The sequence below is a fragment of the Demequina pilifera genome (assembly GCF_048814985.1).
Classification (GTDB): Bacteria; Actinomycetota; Actinomycetes; order Actinomycetales; family Demequinaceae; genus Demequina.
The window spans coordinates 359,394-374,806 of the sequence record NZ_JBMDTW010000003.1 but is presented as its reverse complement, the minus strand read 5'-3'; the positions used below and the strand labels follow the sequence as shown (position 1 = coordinate 374,806).

The 15,413-nt window shown below is 70.6% G+C and carries 12 protein-coding genes and 1 tRNA gene; 7 read left to right on the top strand and 6 right to left on the bottom strand.

Translation table 11 applies throughout. The annotated features are described in order from the left end of the window. Window positions 1–7 precede the first annotated feature (7 nt). Together ACNI14_RS07135 and ACNI14_RS07130 are read left to right on the top strand one after the other, a co-directional pair. A complete protein-coding gene (locus ACNI14_RS07135) occupies window positions 8–919 on the top strand; it encodes a metallophosphoesterase (protein ID WP_420519271.1) in 912 nt (303 codons plus the stop codon). 53 nt (window positions 920–972) lie between these two features. Beyond that, a tRNA-Pro gene (locus ACNI14_RS07130) sits at window positions 973–1,049 on the top strand. A gap of 194 nt (window positions 1,050–1,243) precedes the next feature. On the opposite strand, the gene ACNI14_RS07125 is transcribed toward ACNI14_RS07130, so the two are convergent. The 3 genes from ACNI14_RS07125 to xylA form a co-directional block, all read right to left on the bottom strand. After that, window positions 1,244–2,122 carry a hypothetical protein gene (locus ACNI14_RS07125; protein ID WP_420519270.1) on the bottom strand — a complete coding sequence of 293 codons (879 nt, stop codon included), beginning with the start codon at window positions 2,120–2,122 and terminating at the stop codon, window positions 1,244–1,246. Between the two features lie 262 nt (window positions 2,123–2,384). Beyond that, a complete protein-coding gene (gene xylB, locus ACNI14_RS07120; RefSeq protein ID WP_420519269.1) occupies window positions 2,385–3,812 on the bottom strand; it encodes a xylulokinase in 1,428 nt (475 codons plus the stop codon). A gap of 104 nt (window positions 3,813–3,916) precedes the next feature. Further along, window positions 3,917–5,107, bottom strand: a complete 1,191-nt coding sequence (gene xylA / locus ACNI14_RS07115; protein WP_420519268.1) for a xylose isomerase — start codon at window positions 5,105–5,107, stop codon at window positions 3,917–3,919. A gap of 119 nt (window positions 5,108–5,226) precedes the next feature. Here xylA and ACNI14_RS07110 point away from each other — a divergent pair, with 119 nt between their 5' ends. Both ACNI14_RS07110 and ACNI14_RS07105 read left to right on the top strand, forming a co-directional pair. Continuing rightward, on the top strand, window positions 5,227–6,435 hold the full coding sequence (locus tag ACNI14_RS07110; protein ID WP_518486579.1) for an ROK family transcriptional regulator: 1,209 nt from the start codon (window positions 5,227–5,229) through the stop codon (window positions 6,433–6,435). A 101-nt stretch (window positions 6,436–6,536) separates the two neighbouring features. After that, a complete protein-coding gene (locus ACNI14_RS07105; RefSeq protein ID WP_420519266.1) occupies window positions 6,537–8,180 on the top strand; it encodes an L-lactate permease in 1,644 nt (547 codons plus the stop codon). 135 nt (window positions 8,181–8,315) lie between these two features. On the opposite strand, the gene ACNI14_RS07100 is transcribed toward ACNI14_RS07105, so the two are convergent. Both ACNI14_RS07100 and ACNI14_RS07095 read right to left on the bottom strand, forming a co-directional pair. Continuing rightward, on the bottom strand, window positions 8,316–9,362 hold the full coding sequence (locus tag ACNI14_RS07100; protein ID WP_420519264.1) for an aspartate-semialdehyde dehydrogenase: 1,047 nt from the start codon (window positions 9,360–9,362) through the stop codon (window positions 8,316–8,318). Next, window positions 9,359–10,630 (bottom strand): aspartate kinase, encoded by a 1,272-nt coding sequence (locus ACNI14_RS07095; protein ID WP_420519263.1) that lies wholly within the window; start codon window positions 10,628–10,630, stop codon window positions 9,359–9,361. Before ACNI14_RS07095 ends, ACNI14_RS07100 begins: the two co-directional genes overlap by 4 nt. Window positions 10,631–10,888: 258 nt before the next feature. On the opposite strand from ACNI14_RS07095, the gene ACNI14_RS07090 reads away from it, so the two are divergent. Continuing rightward, entirely contained in the window at window positions 10,889–12,403 is a 1,515-nt protein-coding gene (locus tag ACNI14_RS07090) for a carboxylesterase/lipase family protein (protein ID WP_420519261.1), read from the top strand. 6 nt (window positions 12,404–12,409) lie between these two features. Here ACNI14_RS07090 and ACNI14_RS07085 read toward each other — a convergent pair whose 3' ends face one another. Continuing rightward, window positions 12,410–12,949 carry a TetR/AcrR family transcriptional regulator gene (locus tag ACNI14_RS07085; RefSeq protein WP_420519259.1) on the bottom strand — a complete coding sequence of 180 codons (540 nt, stop codon included), beginning with the start codon at window positions 12,947–12,949 and terminating at the stop codon, window positions 12,410–12,412. 191 nt (window positions 12,950–13,140) lie between these two features. Between ACNI14_RS07085 and ACNI14_RS07080 the strand changes: the two genes are divergently transcribed. Both ACNI14_RS07080 and ACNI14_RS07075 read left to right on the top strand, forming a co-directional pair. After that, entirely contained in the window at window positions 13,141–14,079 is a 939-nt protein-coding gene (locus ACNI14_RS07080; protein ID WP_420519258.1) for an ABC transporter ATP-binding protein, read from the top strand. Continuing rightward, window positions 14,076–15,275, top strand: coding sequence for an ABC transporter permease (locus tag ACNI14_RS07075; RefSeq protein WP_420519257.1), 1,200 nt, complete (start codon window positions 14,076–14,078; stop codon window positions 15,273–15,275). Before ACNI14_RS07080 ends, ACNI14_RS07075 begins: the two co-directional genes overlap by 4 nt. Window positions 15,276–15,413: the final 138 nt, after the last annotated feature.

Below are 15,413 nucleotides of genomic sequence, written 5' to 3'. Positions count from 1 at the left end.
TGACAGCGTGAATCCTTGGGTCAAGGCCGCCGCTGCGGCCACGTCGGTGGGCGCCGGTGTGCTGGCGTGGAGCCTCGTCGAAGCGCGTTCATATGTCGTCAGGCAGCTCTCCGCGAGGGCGCTGGAGCCCGGTGCGCGCCCCATCCGCATCCTGCACCTGAGCGATCTGCACCTGACGCCGAGTCAGAGTCACAAGGTGCAGTGGGTGCGATCGCTCGCGCGCTACCGCCCCGATCTCGTGGTGGATACGGGTGACAATCTCGCGCACGTGGACGCGGTGCCGACGGCCCTGCACGCGCTCGAGCCGCTGCTCGAGTTCCCCGGGGTGTTCGTCCACGGGTCGAACGACTACTACGCCCCGAGGTTCAAGAATCCGCTCACCTACCTCAAGCGCCCGACGGAGCTGCACGACAGCCCCACGTCGTTGGACACGGACTCGCTGACAGCGGGGCTCACCCGGGCCGGCTGGCTCGATCTCAACAACGCCCGCGGCGCGCTGGAGATCGGCGGACAGCGAGTGACGTTCGTGGGACTCGATGATCCGCACCTGGGCCTGGACGCGCTGCCGGTGACGGCCGACGACTCCGGTTCCCTTCGCATCGGCGTCACGCACGCGCCCTACACGCGCACACTCGATGCCCTCCAGCGCGACGGCGCATCCGTCATCCTGGCGGGTCACACGCACGGTGGCCAGGTGTGCGTGCCGGGGTATGGGGCGCTCGTGACGAACTGCGATCTCGATACATCGCGCGCGAGTGGTCTGCACGGCTGGCCTGGCCCGCGGCCCGATGCGCCGGGAGGCTCCGAAAGCGCGTGGCTGCATGTGTCTGCGGGGGTCGGCACCTCCCCTTACACTCCTGTGCGAGTGGCGTGCCGACCCGAGGTCACGATGCTCACGCTCATGCCGCGGGAGGCATGAGGGCCAGTTAGGTCGGGGGCCCGGGCATCAGGTATCCTGGCACGGCTCCAAAACGGGGTGTGGCGCAGCTTGGTAGCGCGCGTCGTTCGGGACGACGAGGTCGCAGGTTCAAATCCTGTCACCCCGACCATCAACAGCAAAGCCCCTCCCTCGGGAGGGGCTTTGCTGTTTCTGCGGTGTCGCTATCCCGACCCGCACCCTGTCCGGCACTCATTGCCCCCTGTGAGGCGCATCGGCTCCCTGTCCGGCACTGGTGTCCGTGCCGTGCCGGACAGGAAGCCAAGAGGCGCTGTAGGCGACCACCAGTGCCGGACAGGGAGGGTGCTAGGAGTTCTTAGCTACCGACGACACGCACTTGCCCTGGTTCTTGAAGCCGAAGGCCTCCCAGCCGCCCTTCTTGCAGTCAGCCTTGGTCTGCGGCTCGAGCACGACGACCGGGGACACCGTGAGGTCGTAGTCGATGCCGGTGGCCTCGGTCGCCGATGCCAGCCCGTCCCAGCCGACGGTGCCGCCGTCGATGAACTCGTGGCCGCCGTTGACCGCGTCGTTGGTGATGGAGCCGTAGCTGTCCGTCAGCAGCGGAAGGTCGTCGATCTGCAGCGTGAGGCAGCCCTCAGACGTCGCGACGTCGGCGGTGGCCGTGGCGCACGTGGCCGGGTCTGCATCGGGATCGATCTGGAACGTGACGTCGAGCGCCCGGTCGGTGCCCGTGAGGTCGATGTCGTGGAACGTCTGCACGTACTCGCCGCCCGTGTCGCGACCGTCGCTAAGCCCCACCCTGACCTGGTCTGCGGCCCGCATGGTGACATAGATGTACGCGCCCTCGTTCAGTCCTCGCTCGCCCGCAGCGAGCGTCGCGGTGTCGAACAGGCCGATGAGTCCGAAGTCGCCGGCGCCGGCGTCGACCAGGTCGAGCGTGCCATCGAAGGTGACGATGCCCGCATCGGCCGGGGTGGTGATGGAGGGGCTGCCCCACTGGTAGCCCTGGCTGTAGCCGCTGGGCGCGGGATCGCCGACATGACGCATCCAGCGGCGCGGGATGCCCGTGTCTGGCGCCGGGCCGACGATGTCGGAGACCGTTCCGGCGAACTGGGAGGAGTCGCTGGCCCCGCCAGCGCTCGGGGCCGCCGCGACGGGCGAACCGGTGGTGCCGACCAGAATGCTCGCGCTTGCGAGGATGCCGGCGAAGATGGACTTCTTCATATCTTGCTCCTTCGATGATCGTGTCATCGGAGCCGGTTTCGCCCACTCGCTCAACGGCGGGAACTGGGCGACCAATGTCGATCCCGCTGCGTCGTTGCATCTCCGTTGCGTGCGACTGAGGCTAGCAGTGCGCGTAGTCCGGCGGTCAAGGCCTTCTGCCAGGACTTTCGCGCCGACACTCAGCGTCCGCCAGCATCACACCGCGCCCAAGAACCGACACTGAGCGCCCACTGGGATGCTAAGACGGGATGGGGGTGCGGGGCTACTCCGCGGCGCGATCGGCGGCGGCGCGATACTGCTCGCGGATCACCGGCTGGTGGTCGGGGGCGGGCGTCGCCACCGTGTGCACCTCCCACGAGGGGCGGCTGCCGGTGAGGGCCCAGGCCGCCTGCACGGCGGCGCCGAGCGCGACGTACTCGGCGGGCTCGGGAATCTCGACGGGCACGTCGAAGACCTGCGCAGCGATGGCCTGGACGGCCGGGTTCTGCGCGGCCCCGCCGACCAGCAGCAGGCGCTTGGGCTCGAGGCCTTGACGGCGCACGGCGTCGACGCCATCGGCAAGAGCGCAGAGCATGCCCTCGACCGATGCGCGGGCCAGGTTCTCGCGGGTGGTGGAGGCGAGCGTCAGGCCGCTCAGCGTCGCGGTGGCATCGGGCAGGTTGGGCGTGCGCTCGCCCTCGAAGTACGGCACCAGCACGGCGCCACCGGCGCCGGGCTCGGCGGCGAGGGCCAGCGTCCCGAGCTCGTTGTGGTCGACGCCGAGCACGCGGGTGAAGGCATCCAGGACTCGCGCGGCGTTGAGGGTGGCGACCAGCGGCAGGAACTGTCCAGAGGCGTCGGCGAAGCCGGCGACCGATCCCGACTCGTCGCGAGCGGGCACAGGAGTGACGGCGAAGACCGTGCCCGAGGTGCCGATCGAGACGACGGCGTCGCCCTCGCCGGCGCCCAAGCCAAGCGCCGATCCGGCGTTGTCACCCGCACCCGGGCCGACGACCGCATCGGCCGTCTGCGAGTATCCCGCGACGCCGCGGCCGGCGGACTCGCCGGGGCCGAGCACTCGGGGAAGCACGGCGTCGTGGCCGAGCGCCGCGATCAGCAGCTCGCGGTCGTACTCGCCCGATGCGGGGCTCCAGTATCCGGTGCCGGACGCGTCGGAGCGGTCCGTCGTCAGCTCATCGAGGACGGGGCCATTCGGGCTCTCGTCTGCGGGCCCGTAGCCGCGCAGGCGCCAGGTCAGCCAGTCGTGGGGGAGGGCGACCGCAGCGACGCGTGCGGCGTTCTCGGGCTCCGCGTCGCGCAGCCAGCGCAGCTTGGTGGAGGTGAAGGACGCGACCGGCACCAGCCCGGTGCGGTCGGCGAGCGCACCGGCGCCGAACTCGGAGATCAGGTCGTTGGCGGCGCCAGCCGAGCGGGTGTCGTTCCACAGCAGGGCGTCACGGATGACCCGGCCCTCGGCGTCCAGCGCGACCATGCCGTGCTGCTGACCACCGACGGACACCGCGGCGACGTCGTCGAGGCCGCCCGCATCGTCCAGAGCGGACCGGAGCGCGTCCCACCACGCGGCGGGGGGCACTTCGGTGCCGTCGGGGTGCGAGGCGCGGCCGGACCGCACCACATCCCCGGAGTCCAGGTCGCGCACGACCACCTTGCAGCTCTGAGTCGAGGAGTCGATACCGGCAACGAGCGTCATCGCGCGTCCTTTCGTGGAGAGGGTGAGATAGCGGTGCGCCCGCCCCCGCCGCGAAGAGCGAGGGGGCGGGCGCACCGGTCAAGCATGGTGGTCGAGCGCAGCGGTCAGCGAGCGCCCATCAGGTGCTCGGAGGCGAGCTGCTGCAGGCGCACGAAGCCGAAGCCCTTGCCGCCGAAGTACTCGTCGGGCTTGAAGTCCTCGTAGGCCGAGCGGTCGGCGATCAGGTCGTCGTACGACTCGCCCTCGCCCATGGTGGGCTGGCCGAGCTCGTACACGCGCGCCTCGGTGAGCGCCTCCTGGACCTCCGGGTCCGCGCGGAACGCGGCCGCGCGCTCCTTGAGCAGCAGGTACATGGACATGTTCGCCTTGACGGACTCCCACACGCCCTTGATGTCCTCGGTGCGCGAGGGCTTGTAGTCGAAGTGACGCGGTCCGTCGTAGCTCGGGCCGCCGTTGGGGCCGCCGTGCTCGAGCAGGTCGACCAGCGAGAAGGCGTTGTGCAGGTCTCCGTGACCGAACACCAGGTCCTGGTCGTACTTGATGCCGCGCTGCCCGTTGAGATCGATGTGGAACAGCTTGCCGTGGTAGAGCGCCTGCGCGATGCCGGCGGTGAAGTTCAGCCCGGCCATCTGCTCGTGCCCGGTCTCGGGGTTGAGGCCCACCAGTTCGGGGCGCTCGAGCGAGTTGATGAATGCCAGCGCGTGGCCGACGGTGGGCAGCAGGATGTCGCCGCGGGGCTCGTTCGGCTTGGGCTCGATCGCGAACTTGATGTCGTAGCCCTTGTCGGTGACGTAGTCGCCGAGCACGTTGACGGCCTCGCGGTAACGCTCGAGGGCCGCGTGCACGTCCTTGGCGGAGTCGTACTCCGCGCCCTCGCGCCCGCCCCACATGACGAACGTCGTGGCTCCCAGCTCGGCGGCGAGGTCGATGTTGCGCAGCACCTTGCGCATGGCGAAACGACGCACTCCGCGGTCATTCGACGTGAATCCGCCGTCCTTGAACACGGGGTGCGAGAACAGGTTGGTCGTGACCATCTCGACCACGAGGCCGGTGTCCGAGCACGCGCCCTTGAGATCGTCGATCGCCTTGGTGCGGTCGGCGTCCGAGGAGCCGAACGGGAACACGTCGTCGTCGTGGAAGGTGATGCCCCAGGCGCCGGCTTCTGCGAGCCCATGAATGGCCTCCACCGTGTCGAGGCGAGGGCGAGTCGCGGGGCCGAAGGGGTCCTGCGCTTCCCAGCCGAGGGTCCAGAGGCCAAACGAGAACTTGTCCTCGCGTGTGGGGGTGGGGGCCATGGTTAAACTCCGATCATCGTCGATCTCATAGGTTGTTGACCACAACTTAATCGGCCCTGGTGAGCCTGTCAAAATGTAGAGTGTCCCTTTGCGCCCGATCCTACTAGGAGGCCAAGCAGATGACCGAAGCGTCGCCTCCGCGTCCCCTCGCCGCCGGGCGTGGCAGCCGCAACGAGTCAACGCGTCGCCACAACCTGTCGACCCTGTTATCCCTGGTGCATCACGGTCGATCGGCCTCCCGCGCGGAGCTCACGCGCTTGACGGGCCTGAACCGATCCACCATCGGCGCGCTCGTCGCCGAGCTGGTGGCCGCCGGTCTCGTGGAGGAGACCGCCCCCGCCACCGGGACCGTCGGGCGGCCGAGCCCGATCGTCCGCCCGGATTCACGGGTCGCCGCGATCGCCGTGAACCCCGATGTCGACGCGATCCTCGTGGGGCTGGTGGGCTTGGGGGGCGTGGTCCACGGTCGCCAGCGAATCGTCCTGGACGGAGTCCCGAGCGTGGCTGCCACCGTCGAGCGCGTCCGCATCGCGGTCGAGTCCCTCACGGCCGATGCGCCGGCCGGCCTGCGAGTGGTCGGCGTGGGTCTGGCGGTCCCCGGCCTGGTGCGCCCCCATGAGGGCGTCGTGACGCGTGCCCCGCACCTGCTCTGGACCGACGAGCCGGTCGCCGAGGTCTACGAGGAGGTGTTCGGCGTGCCGGTGGCGGTGGACAACGACGCGAACACGGCGCTCGCGGCGGAGACGCTGTTCGGTGCCGGCCGTGACCGGTCCGAGCTGATCTATCTGAACGGCTCGACCTCCGGAATCGGCGGTGGGGTGCTGGTCGCGGGCGCCGTGCTGCGCGGCGCGGACGGCTTCGCGGGAGAGCTCGGGCACACCCTCGTGACGCCCGGCGGCGAACTGTGCCACTGCGGCCGGTCGGGATGCCTCGAGACGGAGGTCAACCTGCAGCGACTCGAGGTGGCGGCCGGTGCGACGATCCTCGACCACGAGGATCTCGACACCGCCCTGTCGGGATCCCTGTCGGCCGCGCTCAGCGACGAGATCGACCGCCAGGTCGACGTGCTCGCGCGCGCGATCGCCTCTTTCGTGTCGGTCTTCAACCCGGAGTCCGTGATCCTCGGCGGGTTCCTGGGCACTTTGCACGCGCTGCGCACCGACCGGCTCGAGGCAGCGGTCGCGGCGTACGCGTTCTCTCCGCTCGCCGACCGGCTGCGGATCGAGCGCGCTGCGCTGCGAGACGAACTGATCATGGTGGGCGCTGCGGAGATTGCGTTCGCGTCGCTCCTGCTCGACCCTCTCGGCGATCGCCAAGCGCACGTGTAGGCCCCCGCACCTGGGACGATGCTGGCTGACCCGCCCGCGCACCGGCCGCCGATCTGGCACCCTGAGGACATGACCCCGTCCGTGCTCCAGGCGACGTCGCCATGCTGACCGTGCTTGCCGCGCTGCCCGTCGCGGCGATCCTCATCCTGATGGTGGGCGCCAAGTGGTCCGCCTCCCTTGCCGGCGCCACGGCCGCCTTCGGGGCGCTGATCCTCGCGCTGACCGCATTCGAGTTCGGCGTGGACGATCCGTTCGGACCCGTCGAGGGCGTTCTCGGCGTGCTGGCCCGCGCGGCATGGGTGGCGTTCACCGTGATGCTCATCATCGGGCCGGCGCTCGGGATCCATCACCTGCAGCAGCGGACGGGAGCCACGGCCGCATTGGAGGCGGGGCTCGCGCGGATCACGCCGGACCCGAGGGTCGCCGCCCTGCTGATCGTGTGGTTCTTCTGCCTGCTGATCGAGGGCGCCGCGGGATTCGGCACGCCCGTGGCGCTCGCGGCGCCGTTCCTCGTCGCCGCCGGCTTCAAGCCCGTCACAGCGGTGGTCGCGGCCATGGTGGGGCACGCGTCGGCGGTGCCGTTCGCGGCGGTCGGCACGCCCACCCTCGCGCAGCTCGCGATCGTCGACTACGGTCCGCGGGAACTGTCGTGGTCGGTGGCGCCATACATGGCGGTCGTGGGACTCGTGCTCGCATTCGTCGTCGCTCGCCTGGTGGGCACCCTGCTGCCGACCGCGGGGCCGCCGTGGAAGTGGATGGCCGTGGCCTACGCCGCCTTCTTCGTGCCGAACCTGCTCATCGCGCGGTTCGTCGGCCCTGAGCTGCCGTCCCTCGTGGGCGCGATCGGCGGCGCGGTGGTGTTCATCCTGGCCGTGCGGTGGGGCGTGAACCGGCGCATGCGGGACGACGCCACGGGTTCAGGGCCGCCTCTCGACGACGCGGAGGTCGCCGCCGAGGAGCGGATGCGCGAGAGTGCGGAGGAGGCGATCGAGCACTCGGAGGAGTGGCGCGCGGCCGATGCGCGGGCTGGCGCGGCCGTCCCGTCGCCTTCGGTGCGGCGCGAGCCTCACATGAGCGTGCTTGCCGCGACGGCGCCGTACCTGGTGCTCGTCGCGTTGGTGCTGCTCACCCGCCTGGTGGCACCGGTGCGTGAGGCGACCCAGGCGTGGGAGGTCCGCTGGGAACTGTTCGGCCACTTCTCGGAGAGCATCCAGCCGCTGTACCACCCGGGGCTGCTGCTCCTCCTGTCGTTCGCGGCCGGCGCGGTGTGGCAGCGCGCGGCGCTGCGCGACATCGGCCTCGCCTTCGAGAAGGCCACCTACCAGGTGATACCGGTGTTCGTGGCGCTGGTGGCGATGGTGACGGTCGCCTTCACCATGTCCGAATCGGGCATGACCACTCAGCTCGCCGTGGCCGCTGCGGGCGCCGGCGCCGCGTGGCCGCTGCTGTCCCCGTTCGTGGGGGCGTTGGGGACGTTCATGACCGGGTCCGCAACGGCATCGAACATCCTGTTCACCGAGTTCCAGGACCAGACCGCGCTGTCGGCGGAGCTCGATCCCGTGCCGCTGATGGGCGCTCAGGGTGCGGGAGCCGCGATCGGCAACCTGATCTGCCCTCACAACGTGGTGGCCGCCGCGGCCACCGTGGGCCTGTCCGGCCGCGAGGGTCAGGTGCTGACGAAGGCGCTGCCGATCGCGGGCGTGTGCCTGGTGATCATCGGCGCGATGGCGTGGCTGATCGTCTAGCTCACCTTCCCTGTCCGGCACCCATTGCCGGGTACACGCCAGATCGGCGCCCTATCCGGCACTCATTGACGCCGGGTGCCGGACAGGGCGCTGTCAGGCTCCGTAGGCGACCACCAGTGCCGGACAGGGAGGGGGTTATGCCTGGGCGGCGGTGAGGCGCGCGGCGAGCAGCTCCGCGATCTGCACGGCGTTGAGCGCCGCGCCCTTGCGCAGGTTGTCGCCCACGATGAACAGCGCGAGCCCGCGGCCATTGTCGACTCCGTGGTCCTGGCGGATCCGGCCCACGTAGGTGGGGTCGGCTCCCGCCGCCTTCAGCGGCGTCGGCACCTCGTCGACGACCACGCCGGGGGCGCTGTTGAGCACCTCGTAGGCACGCTCGGCGGACAGGGGCGAGGCGAACTCGGCGTTCACGGACAGCGAGTGGCCGGAGTAGACCGGCACTCGCACGCACGTGCCGCTGACCCGCAGCTCGGGGAGCCCGAGGATCTTGCGCGACTCGTCGACCAGCTTGCGCTCCTCGACGGTCTCGTTCGAGCCGTCGTCGAGCAGGCCGCCGGCGAGCGGCAGCACGTTGAAGGCGATCGTGTCGGTGTACACGCCCGGGGCAGGGAAGTCCACGGAGCGGCCGTCCCTCGCCAGCGCATCGGCCTGGTCCGCGACCGCGCGCACCTGGGTGCCGAGCTCCTGAACGCCCGCGACGCCCGAGCCGGAGACGGCCTGATAGGTGGAGACGACCAGGCGCGTGAGGCCGGCCTCGGCGTGGAGCGCCTTGAGCGTGGGCATCGCGGCCATGGTGGTGCAGTTGGGGTTCGCCACGATCCCCTTGGGGAGACGATCGAGCGCGTCGGGGTTGACCTCCGAGACCACGAGCGGCACGTCGGGGTCCATGCGCCACGCGGACGAGTTGTCGACCACCACGGCGCCCGCGGCAGCGAACAGCGGCGCATACTCCTTGGACGGCCCGCCGCCCGCGGAGAAGAGCGCGATGTCGATTCCGGAGTAGTCGCCCGAGGCGATGTCCTCGACCGTGACGTCCTGGCCGCGGTGCTCGAGCACCTTGCCCGCGGATCGGGCCGACGCGAACAGGCGCACCTGGGCGTCCGGGAAGCGCTCGGCCACGAGCTCGCGCATGACGGTGCCCACCTGACCGGTGGCACCCACGATTGCGATGGTCAGGGTCATCGTCCGCTCCCTCCGTAGACCACGGCCTCGCCGTCGGTCGAGTCGAGTTCGAATGCCGTGTGCACGGCGCGCACCGCGTCGTCCAGGTTCTCCGACCGGGTCACCACCGAGATGCGGATGTCCGAGGTGGAGATCATCTCGATGTTGACGCCCGCGTCGCGCAACGCCGCGAAGAACTTGGCGCTGACGCCCGAGTTGGAGCGCATGCCCGCGCCGACGAGCGAGATCTTGCCGATCGTGTCGTCGGTGCGCAGCTCCGCATAGCCGATCGCGCCGTGGTCCGCCTCGATCGCGGCTGTCGCGCGCGGGATCGACTCGGCCGGCAGCGTGAAGGAGATGTCGGTCACGCCGGTGACGATCGCGGACACGTTCTGGACGATCATGTCGATGTTCACATCGGCACGGGCGACGGCCTCGAACAGGCGCGCGGCGGAGCCGGGCACGTCCGGGACCCCGATGACCGTGATCTTGGCCTCGGAGCGGTCGTGAGCGACGCCTGCGATGATCGGGTCTTCCATATCGTCTCCTTCGTCAGTGTCCCCCGTCACCCAGGTCCCCTCAAGGCCGGAGAAGGACGAGCGCACGTGGATCGGCACGTCGAATCGCCGCGCGTACTCCACGCACCGCGGCATGAGGACCTTCGCGCCCGAGGCGGCGAGGTCGAGCATCTCGTCGTACGAGACGCGGCTGAGCTTGCGGGCGGACGGCACGATGCGCGGGTCCGCAGTGAACACGCCGTCGACGTCCGTGTAGATCTCGCACACGTCGGCCCCGAGGGCCGCGGCGAGCGCCACGGCGGTGGTGTCCGAGCCGCCGCGGCCGAGCGTGGTCACGTCCTGGGTGTCCGGGTGAAGGCCCTGGAAACCGGCGACGATCGCGACGTCGCCGTCCTCGACTGCCTTCTGCAGCCGGCCCGGAGCGACGTCGATGATGCGTGCGCGGCCGTGGTGCTCGGTGGTGATGACGCCGGCCTGCGGCCCGGTGAAGGCCTGCGCGCCGACGCCCAACTCGCGGATCGCCATCGCGAGCAGCGCCATCGAGATGCGCTCTCCCGCAGTGAGGAGGATGTCCATCTCGCGAGGAGCGGGGTCCGTGCTCACCGCGTTGGCGAGGTCGATCAGGTCATCGGTGGTGTCGCCCATGGCGCTGACGGCGACCACGACGTCGTTGCCGGCGCGGCGGGTCTCGACGATGCGCCGGGCGACGCGCTTGAGCGCGTCGGCGTCCGTGACGGAGGATCCTCCGTACTTCTGCACCACGAGAGGCATGCGGGAACTCCAGGAGTGTCAGGGGTGGCATGCCCGTCCCCGGGCACAGCGCCCCATTCTAGTGAAGGCGGTCCCATTCGCCTATTCGGCCGCCACCTCGCCGACAGCACGAACCCACGTGATCGCGACGCGCCTCGGCACACCGGTCCGGGCGGGCCTGTCGCGGGGCGCCTGCCTCGCATGTGGTGCGCACTGTCGGGCGGGCTGGCGTTCTTGGGGCCGATGCGGGGGGCTCAGACCGCGATTAGCATGAGCCACGTGCGACTCGCCGACGATCCGATCGTGACCACCCCTGATGGAAGCGTGCGGGGCCGGTGGCGGTCCCGCACGGATGCGGGCGGGGTCACCACCGCGTACGCGACCTTCCGCGGCATCCCCTTCGCGGCGCCCCCGGTGGGGGACCTGCGGTTCGCGGCCCCGGCGCCCATGTCTCCATGGGACGGCGTCAGGGAGGCGGCAGATTTCGGCCCCACGCCGCAGCGCGAGTCCCCGTACGACCCGCCCCGCATCCCGGAGCCGTCCATCCCGGGCGAGGACGTGCTGACCGTGAACGTCACGACCCCCGATCCCTCTCCCACGGCCGGTCTGCCCGTCCTCGTATGGATCCACGGCGGCGGCTTCGTGGGCGGCTCCCCGGCCAGCCCCTGGTACGTAGGGGAGTCCTTCGCTCGCGACGGCGTGGTCACCGCGACGCTGTCCTACCGCCTGGGGTTCGAGGGCTTCGGGTGGATGGAGGACGCGGTCCCCAACCGCGGGATCCTCGACTGGATCGCGGGCCTTGAGTGGATTCGGCGCAGCATCGGCGCCTTCGGTGGCGACCCGAGCCGCGTGACGATCGCCGGCCAGAGCGCCGGCGGCGCCGCCGTGATGCGACTGCTCACCCTGCCCGCCGCGCAGCACCTGTTCTCGGGCGCGATGGCCATCTCGCCGGCCGATGCCTCGACCACCGTCGAGCACGCGCGCCAGGCCGCGCGGGAGGTGGCGGAGGCGCTCGGTGTCGCTCCGGACGTGGCCGGCATGAGCAGCGTCGACGAGATCGCCGTGTTCCGGGCGCTGGGTGCGGCCCAGCATGAACCGACCGACCCGATCCCGAGCCTGCTGACTCGCTCGGCGCAGCCCCTGCCGTTCGCCCCAGTGGTGGACGGCGAGATCGTGCCGCACTCGGTCACGGACGGGATCCGCGCTGGCGTAGGAGCGGACAAGCCGCTGCTCATCGGCTCGACCGCCCACGAGTTCAACGAGGCGATGGCGGGGGTGAGTGCCGGCAGGCCCGGCGCGGACCCGACCCAGCTGCTGGTCGAGGCAGGGGCCGGCCGTGACCTGGCCGCGGCGATGGCGGCACGGGAGCCCGAGCGCGGGGCGGACTGGGCCCTGGGACAGGCGCTCTCGGATGCAATCTTCCGCGCTCCGACGGCCGGTTGGGCCGCGTGGCGCGGCGCAGGGAGCACCTGGGCGTACGACTTCCGCTGGGAGTCGCGGTCGGACGCCGCCCAGGGTGCCGCGCACTGCGTGGATGTGCCGTTCGGCTTCGACATCCTTGACGGCGAGGGCGTGCCGCACGCGGTGGGTGAGGATCCCCCGCAGAGCCTCGCCGACGCGGTGCACGGCGACTGGTTGGCGATGGTGCGCGACGGCGCCCTCGACGCTCCATGTCACGCTCCCGCACACGACACGATCGTGTACGGCGCCGATGGCGACCGGCGCTTCGGCGCGGCCTACGAGATCGAGCGGCGGGTCTGGTCGGAGGGGCTCGGCCGTCCCGCGCGTTCCTGAGCCGCCCTAGGAGGACGAGTTCTCGACCCACCGCTCCAGATGGGCGGCCTCGCGCTCGAGCGGGGAGGGGTCGTCGAGGGCGCGGGCGAGCGCGGCGCCGCCCTCGACGGTGGCGAGCAGATGGACGGCGCGAGCGCGGGCGGCGGGGGAGGCGAAGCCCAGCGCCTCAAACTGCTCCGACACCCAGTCGATGGCCTCTCGGTGCGCCCGATCGCTTCCCGTCCCCGCCGATGCTGTCGCCAGCAGCGTGCCGTGTGCCCGGATCGCGGCGGCATCGTCGACATAGGCGGACAGGAGGGCCGCGAGCGCAGCCTTCGCGTCCGTGCCGTATTCGGCGCGCTGCGCCGCCAGCAGCTCGGCGATGCCGTCGGCCACCGCAGCCGCAACGTCGTCCTTGGTCTTGAAGTAGTAGTACACCGAGCCCGGCGCGACGCCGGCCTCGGTCGCGATGGCGGCGAGAGTCGTGGACTGGATCCCCTCCGTGCGAGCGAGGTGGATCGCCGCCGTGGTGAGGCGTTCGCGCTTGTCGGAGGCGGGTCGCGGCATGAGGGCTCCTTGAGCATCGGCGGTTCTGAAGTGAGTCTGCTTACTAGCATGCGCTGCCGTCGCGGGATCATCGCCTCCGACACGCCGAGAATCAGGGGTTTCCCTCATACCCGGGGATGTGACCGTGTGCCACTGTGGTCCGGATGGCACGAGGCGCGTCGACGCGCCGACCCAACTGCGCAAGGAGTGGAATGACCATCATGGAAGAGGCGCCGCCGATGACGGACGCCATCACCGCGAGAGGCGTGGCCCGGTCGTTCGGCAGCGTCCAGGCGGTGCAGGACGCGACGCTCACCGTCCCTCGCGGACAGGTGACGGCGCTCATCGGCCCCAACGGGTCGGGCAAGACCACCCTGCTGCTCATGCTGTCGGGGCTGCTGCGCCCGGACGCGGGCGAGATCACGGTGGCCGGGTCAGACCCGCGCACCGACTCGGCGGCCGTGCGAGCGGCGATCGGGTGGATGCCCGATCAGCTCGGCTCGTGGGACAACCTCACGTGCCTGCAGACCCTCACGCTGATGGGGCGCTCCTACCGGATCCCGCGCCGGGACGCGACGGCGAAGGGCCGGGAGCTCCTCGCGCGGGTGCACCTCGAGGAGTTCGCCGACCGTCCCACGCGGGTGCTCTCGCGGGGACAGAAGCAGCGCCTCTCGCTCGCGCGGGCGCTCGTGCACGATCCTGCGGTGCTGCTGCTCGACGAGCCCGCCAACGGTCTCGACCCCCGCTCCCGCATCGAGCTGCGGCACTTCGTGAGAGAGATCGCCGCCGAGGGCCGGGCAGTGCTCGTCTCCAGCCACGTCCTGAGCGAGCTCGACGAGATGGTGGACGAGGCCATCTTCATGTCGAAGGGCCGGACCATGGGCGACGACGCCGCCCGGATGGTCGCGGATGCCCGGACCAAGTACCGGATCTGGGCGCTCGACCCCGCACGCCTGCGCGAGACCCTGGCCGCAGGCGGCGTGGCCTTCGACGAGGCCGAGGGCGGCGCCGTGGCGCGCATCGCGGACGAGCGTCAGGCCGCGCAGGCGCTGGCGTGGCTCGTCGGCCAGGGCATCGAGGTGCATCGGTTCGGACCCGCGGGAAGCGCTCTCGAACAGACGTACATGGCGATGGAGGAGGACCGACGATGACCGCCACCGACCGCCAGACACCCCCGTCCGTGACGGTGAATCCTCCCCCGCGCACAGGCAACACCTGGATTCCGACGCCACGCGGCGTCGCCCTCGTCACCCGCATCGAACTGCTCCGCCGACGGCCATCGCCCAAGGGCTACGTCATGTACGGCATCCTGTTCGCGGCCATCCTCGGCCTGGGGATCCTGGTCGCGGTGACGTCGTCCGAAGAGTTGACGTCGACGCCGCTCGAGCTCGTGCTGATCCTCGTGCTCGGCGCAGGCATGCTCATCGGCCCGTCGCTGTCGGCGACGTCGATCAACGGGGACTCGGGAGAGGGGGTGCTTGCTCCGCTCCAGATGACGCACCTGACCGCCGGCGACCTGGCCGTCGGCAAGCTGCTCTCCTCGTGGCTGGTGTCGATCGCCGCTCTCGTCACGATGACGCCCTTCCTGGTATTCGCGTATCTGCGGTCGGGCTGGCACTGGGACGAGCTGCTCATCGTGCTGGCGGTGATCCTGTTCGTCGTGCTCACCGCGACCGCGATCGGGCTCGCATGGTCGGGGATCGCCGCGCGTGCCGTCGCCTCGGTGTCGCTCGCTCACCTCACCACGGGCGGGCTGCTGCTGGGCACCCTGCTGATCTTCGCCTTCACCATGCCGCTCGTGTCCGAAGATGTGGAGGTCACGAACAGCTACCCCGACTACGAGCAGATGACCCAGGAGCAGCAGGAGGCGATCGACGATGCCTTCATGAACGGCGACTACAGCGATCCGGTGCTGCAGACCATCCCGTGCATCGAGGACCGATGGGTGATGTCGGTGCCCCACACGGATCGCACCGCATGGATGCTGCTCATCAACCCGGTGGTGGTCATCGGGGAATCCGCCCCGATCATCAACCCCGAGACGTACGAGGAGGACGACCGGGCCGCACCGGGAGCGTTCGCCACCATGCACCAGATGGTCAGCAGCGCGCGCATCGGGCCGAGCGACGAGCCCGAGACCTACGACGAGTGCGCGATGATCAAGGGCGACGGAGAGTACCCCGCGGACCCGTGGATGGAGCAGCAGGAGGAGCAGTTCACCTACGACCGCGCCCCGTGGCTCGGCCTGGGCGTCCAGGCGCTGCTGCTGCTCGGCTCGATGTCGCTCGTGATTCAGCGACTGCGCGTGCCCTACAAGAAGCTGCGTACCGGGACCCGGGTCGCATAGCCCGCAACCGCATCGGCCGTCGCCTGCGCACTGACGCTCGCCTGAGCGTCAGTGCGCAGGCCGCACAGATCGCTGGCGCACTGATTCGCCGGCGGGTGGTCCGTGACCACGCCAGGATCCGCCGATGCGCGGTCCAGG

What these genes read in the sequence shown, in the direction of transcription:
- ACNI14_RS07085 (WP_420519259.1), bottom strand. Translation starts at nt 12,949, where the DNA reads ATGCCGCGACCCGCCTCCGACAAGCGCGAACGCCTCACCACGGCGGCG.
- xylA (WP_420519268.1), bottom strand. Translation starts at nt 5,107, where the DNA reads ATGGCCCCCACCCCCACACGCGAGGACAAGTTCTCGTTTGGCCTCTGG.
- ACNI14_RS07075 (WP_420519257.1), top strand. Translation starts at nt 14,076, where the DNA reads ATGACCGCCACCGACCGCCAGACACCCCCGTCCGTGACGGTGAATCCT.
- xylB (WP_420519269.1), bottom strand. Translation starts at nt 3,812, where the DNA reads ATGACGCTCGTTGCCGGTATCGACTCCTCGACTCAGAGCTGCAAGGTG.
- ACNI14_RS07110 (WP_518486579.1), top strand. Translation starts at nt 5,227, where the DNA reads ATGACCGAAGCGTCGCCTCCGCGTCCCCTCGCCGCCGGGCGTGGCAGC.
- ACNI14_RS07095 (WP_420519263.1), bottom strand. Translation starts at nt 10,630, where the DNA reads ATGCCTCTCGTGGTGCAGAAGTACGGAGGATCCTCCGTCACGGACGCC.
- ACNI14_RS07105 (WP_420519266.1), top strand. Translation starts at nt 6,537, where the DNA reads ATGCTGACCGTGCTTGCCGCGCTGCCCGTCGCGGCGATCCTCATCCTG.
- ACNI14_RS07100 (WP_420519264.1), bottom strand. Translation starts at nt 9,362, where the DNA reads ATGACCCTGACCATCGCAATCGTGGGTGCCACCGGTCAGGTGGGCACC.
- ACNI14_RS07080 (WP_420519258.1), top strand. Translation starts at nt 13,141, where the DNA reads ATGACCATCATGGAAGAGGCGCCGCCGATGACGGACGCCATCACCGCG.
- ACNI14_RS07125 (WP_420519270.1), bottom strand. Translation starts at nt 2,122, where the DNA reads ATGAAGAAGTCCATCTTCGCCGGCATCCTCGCAAGCGCGAGCATTCTG.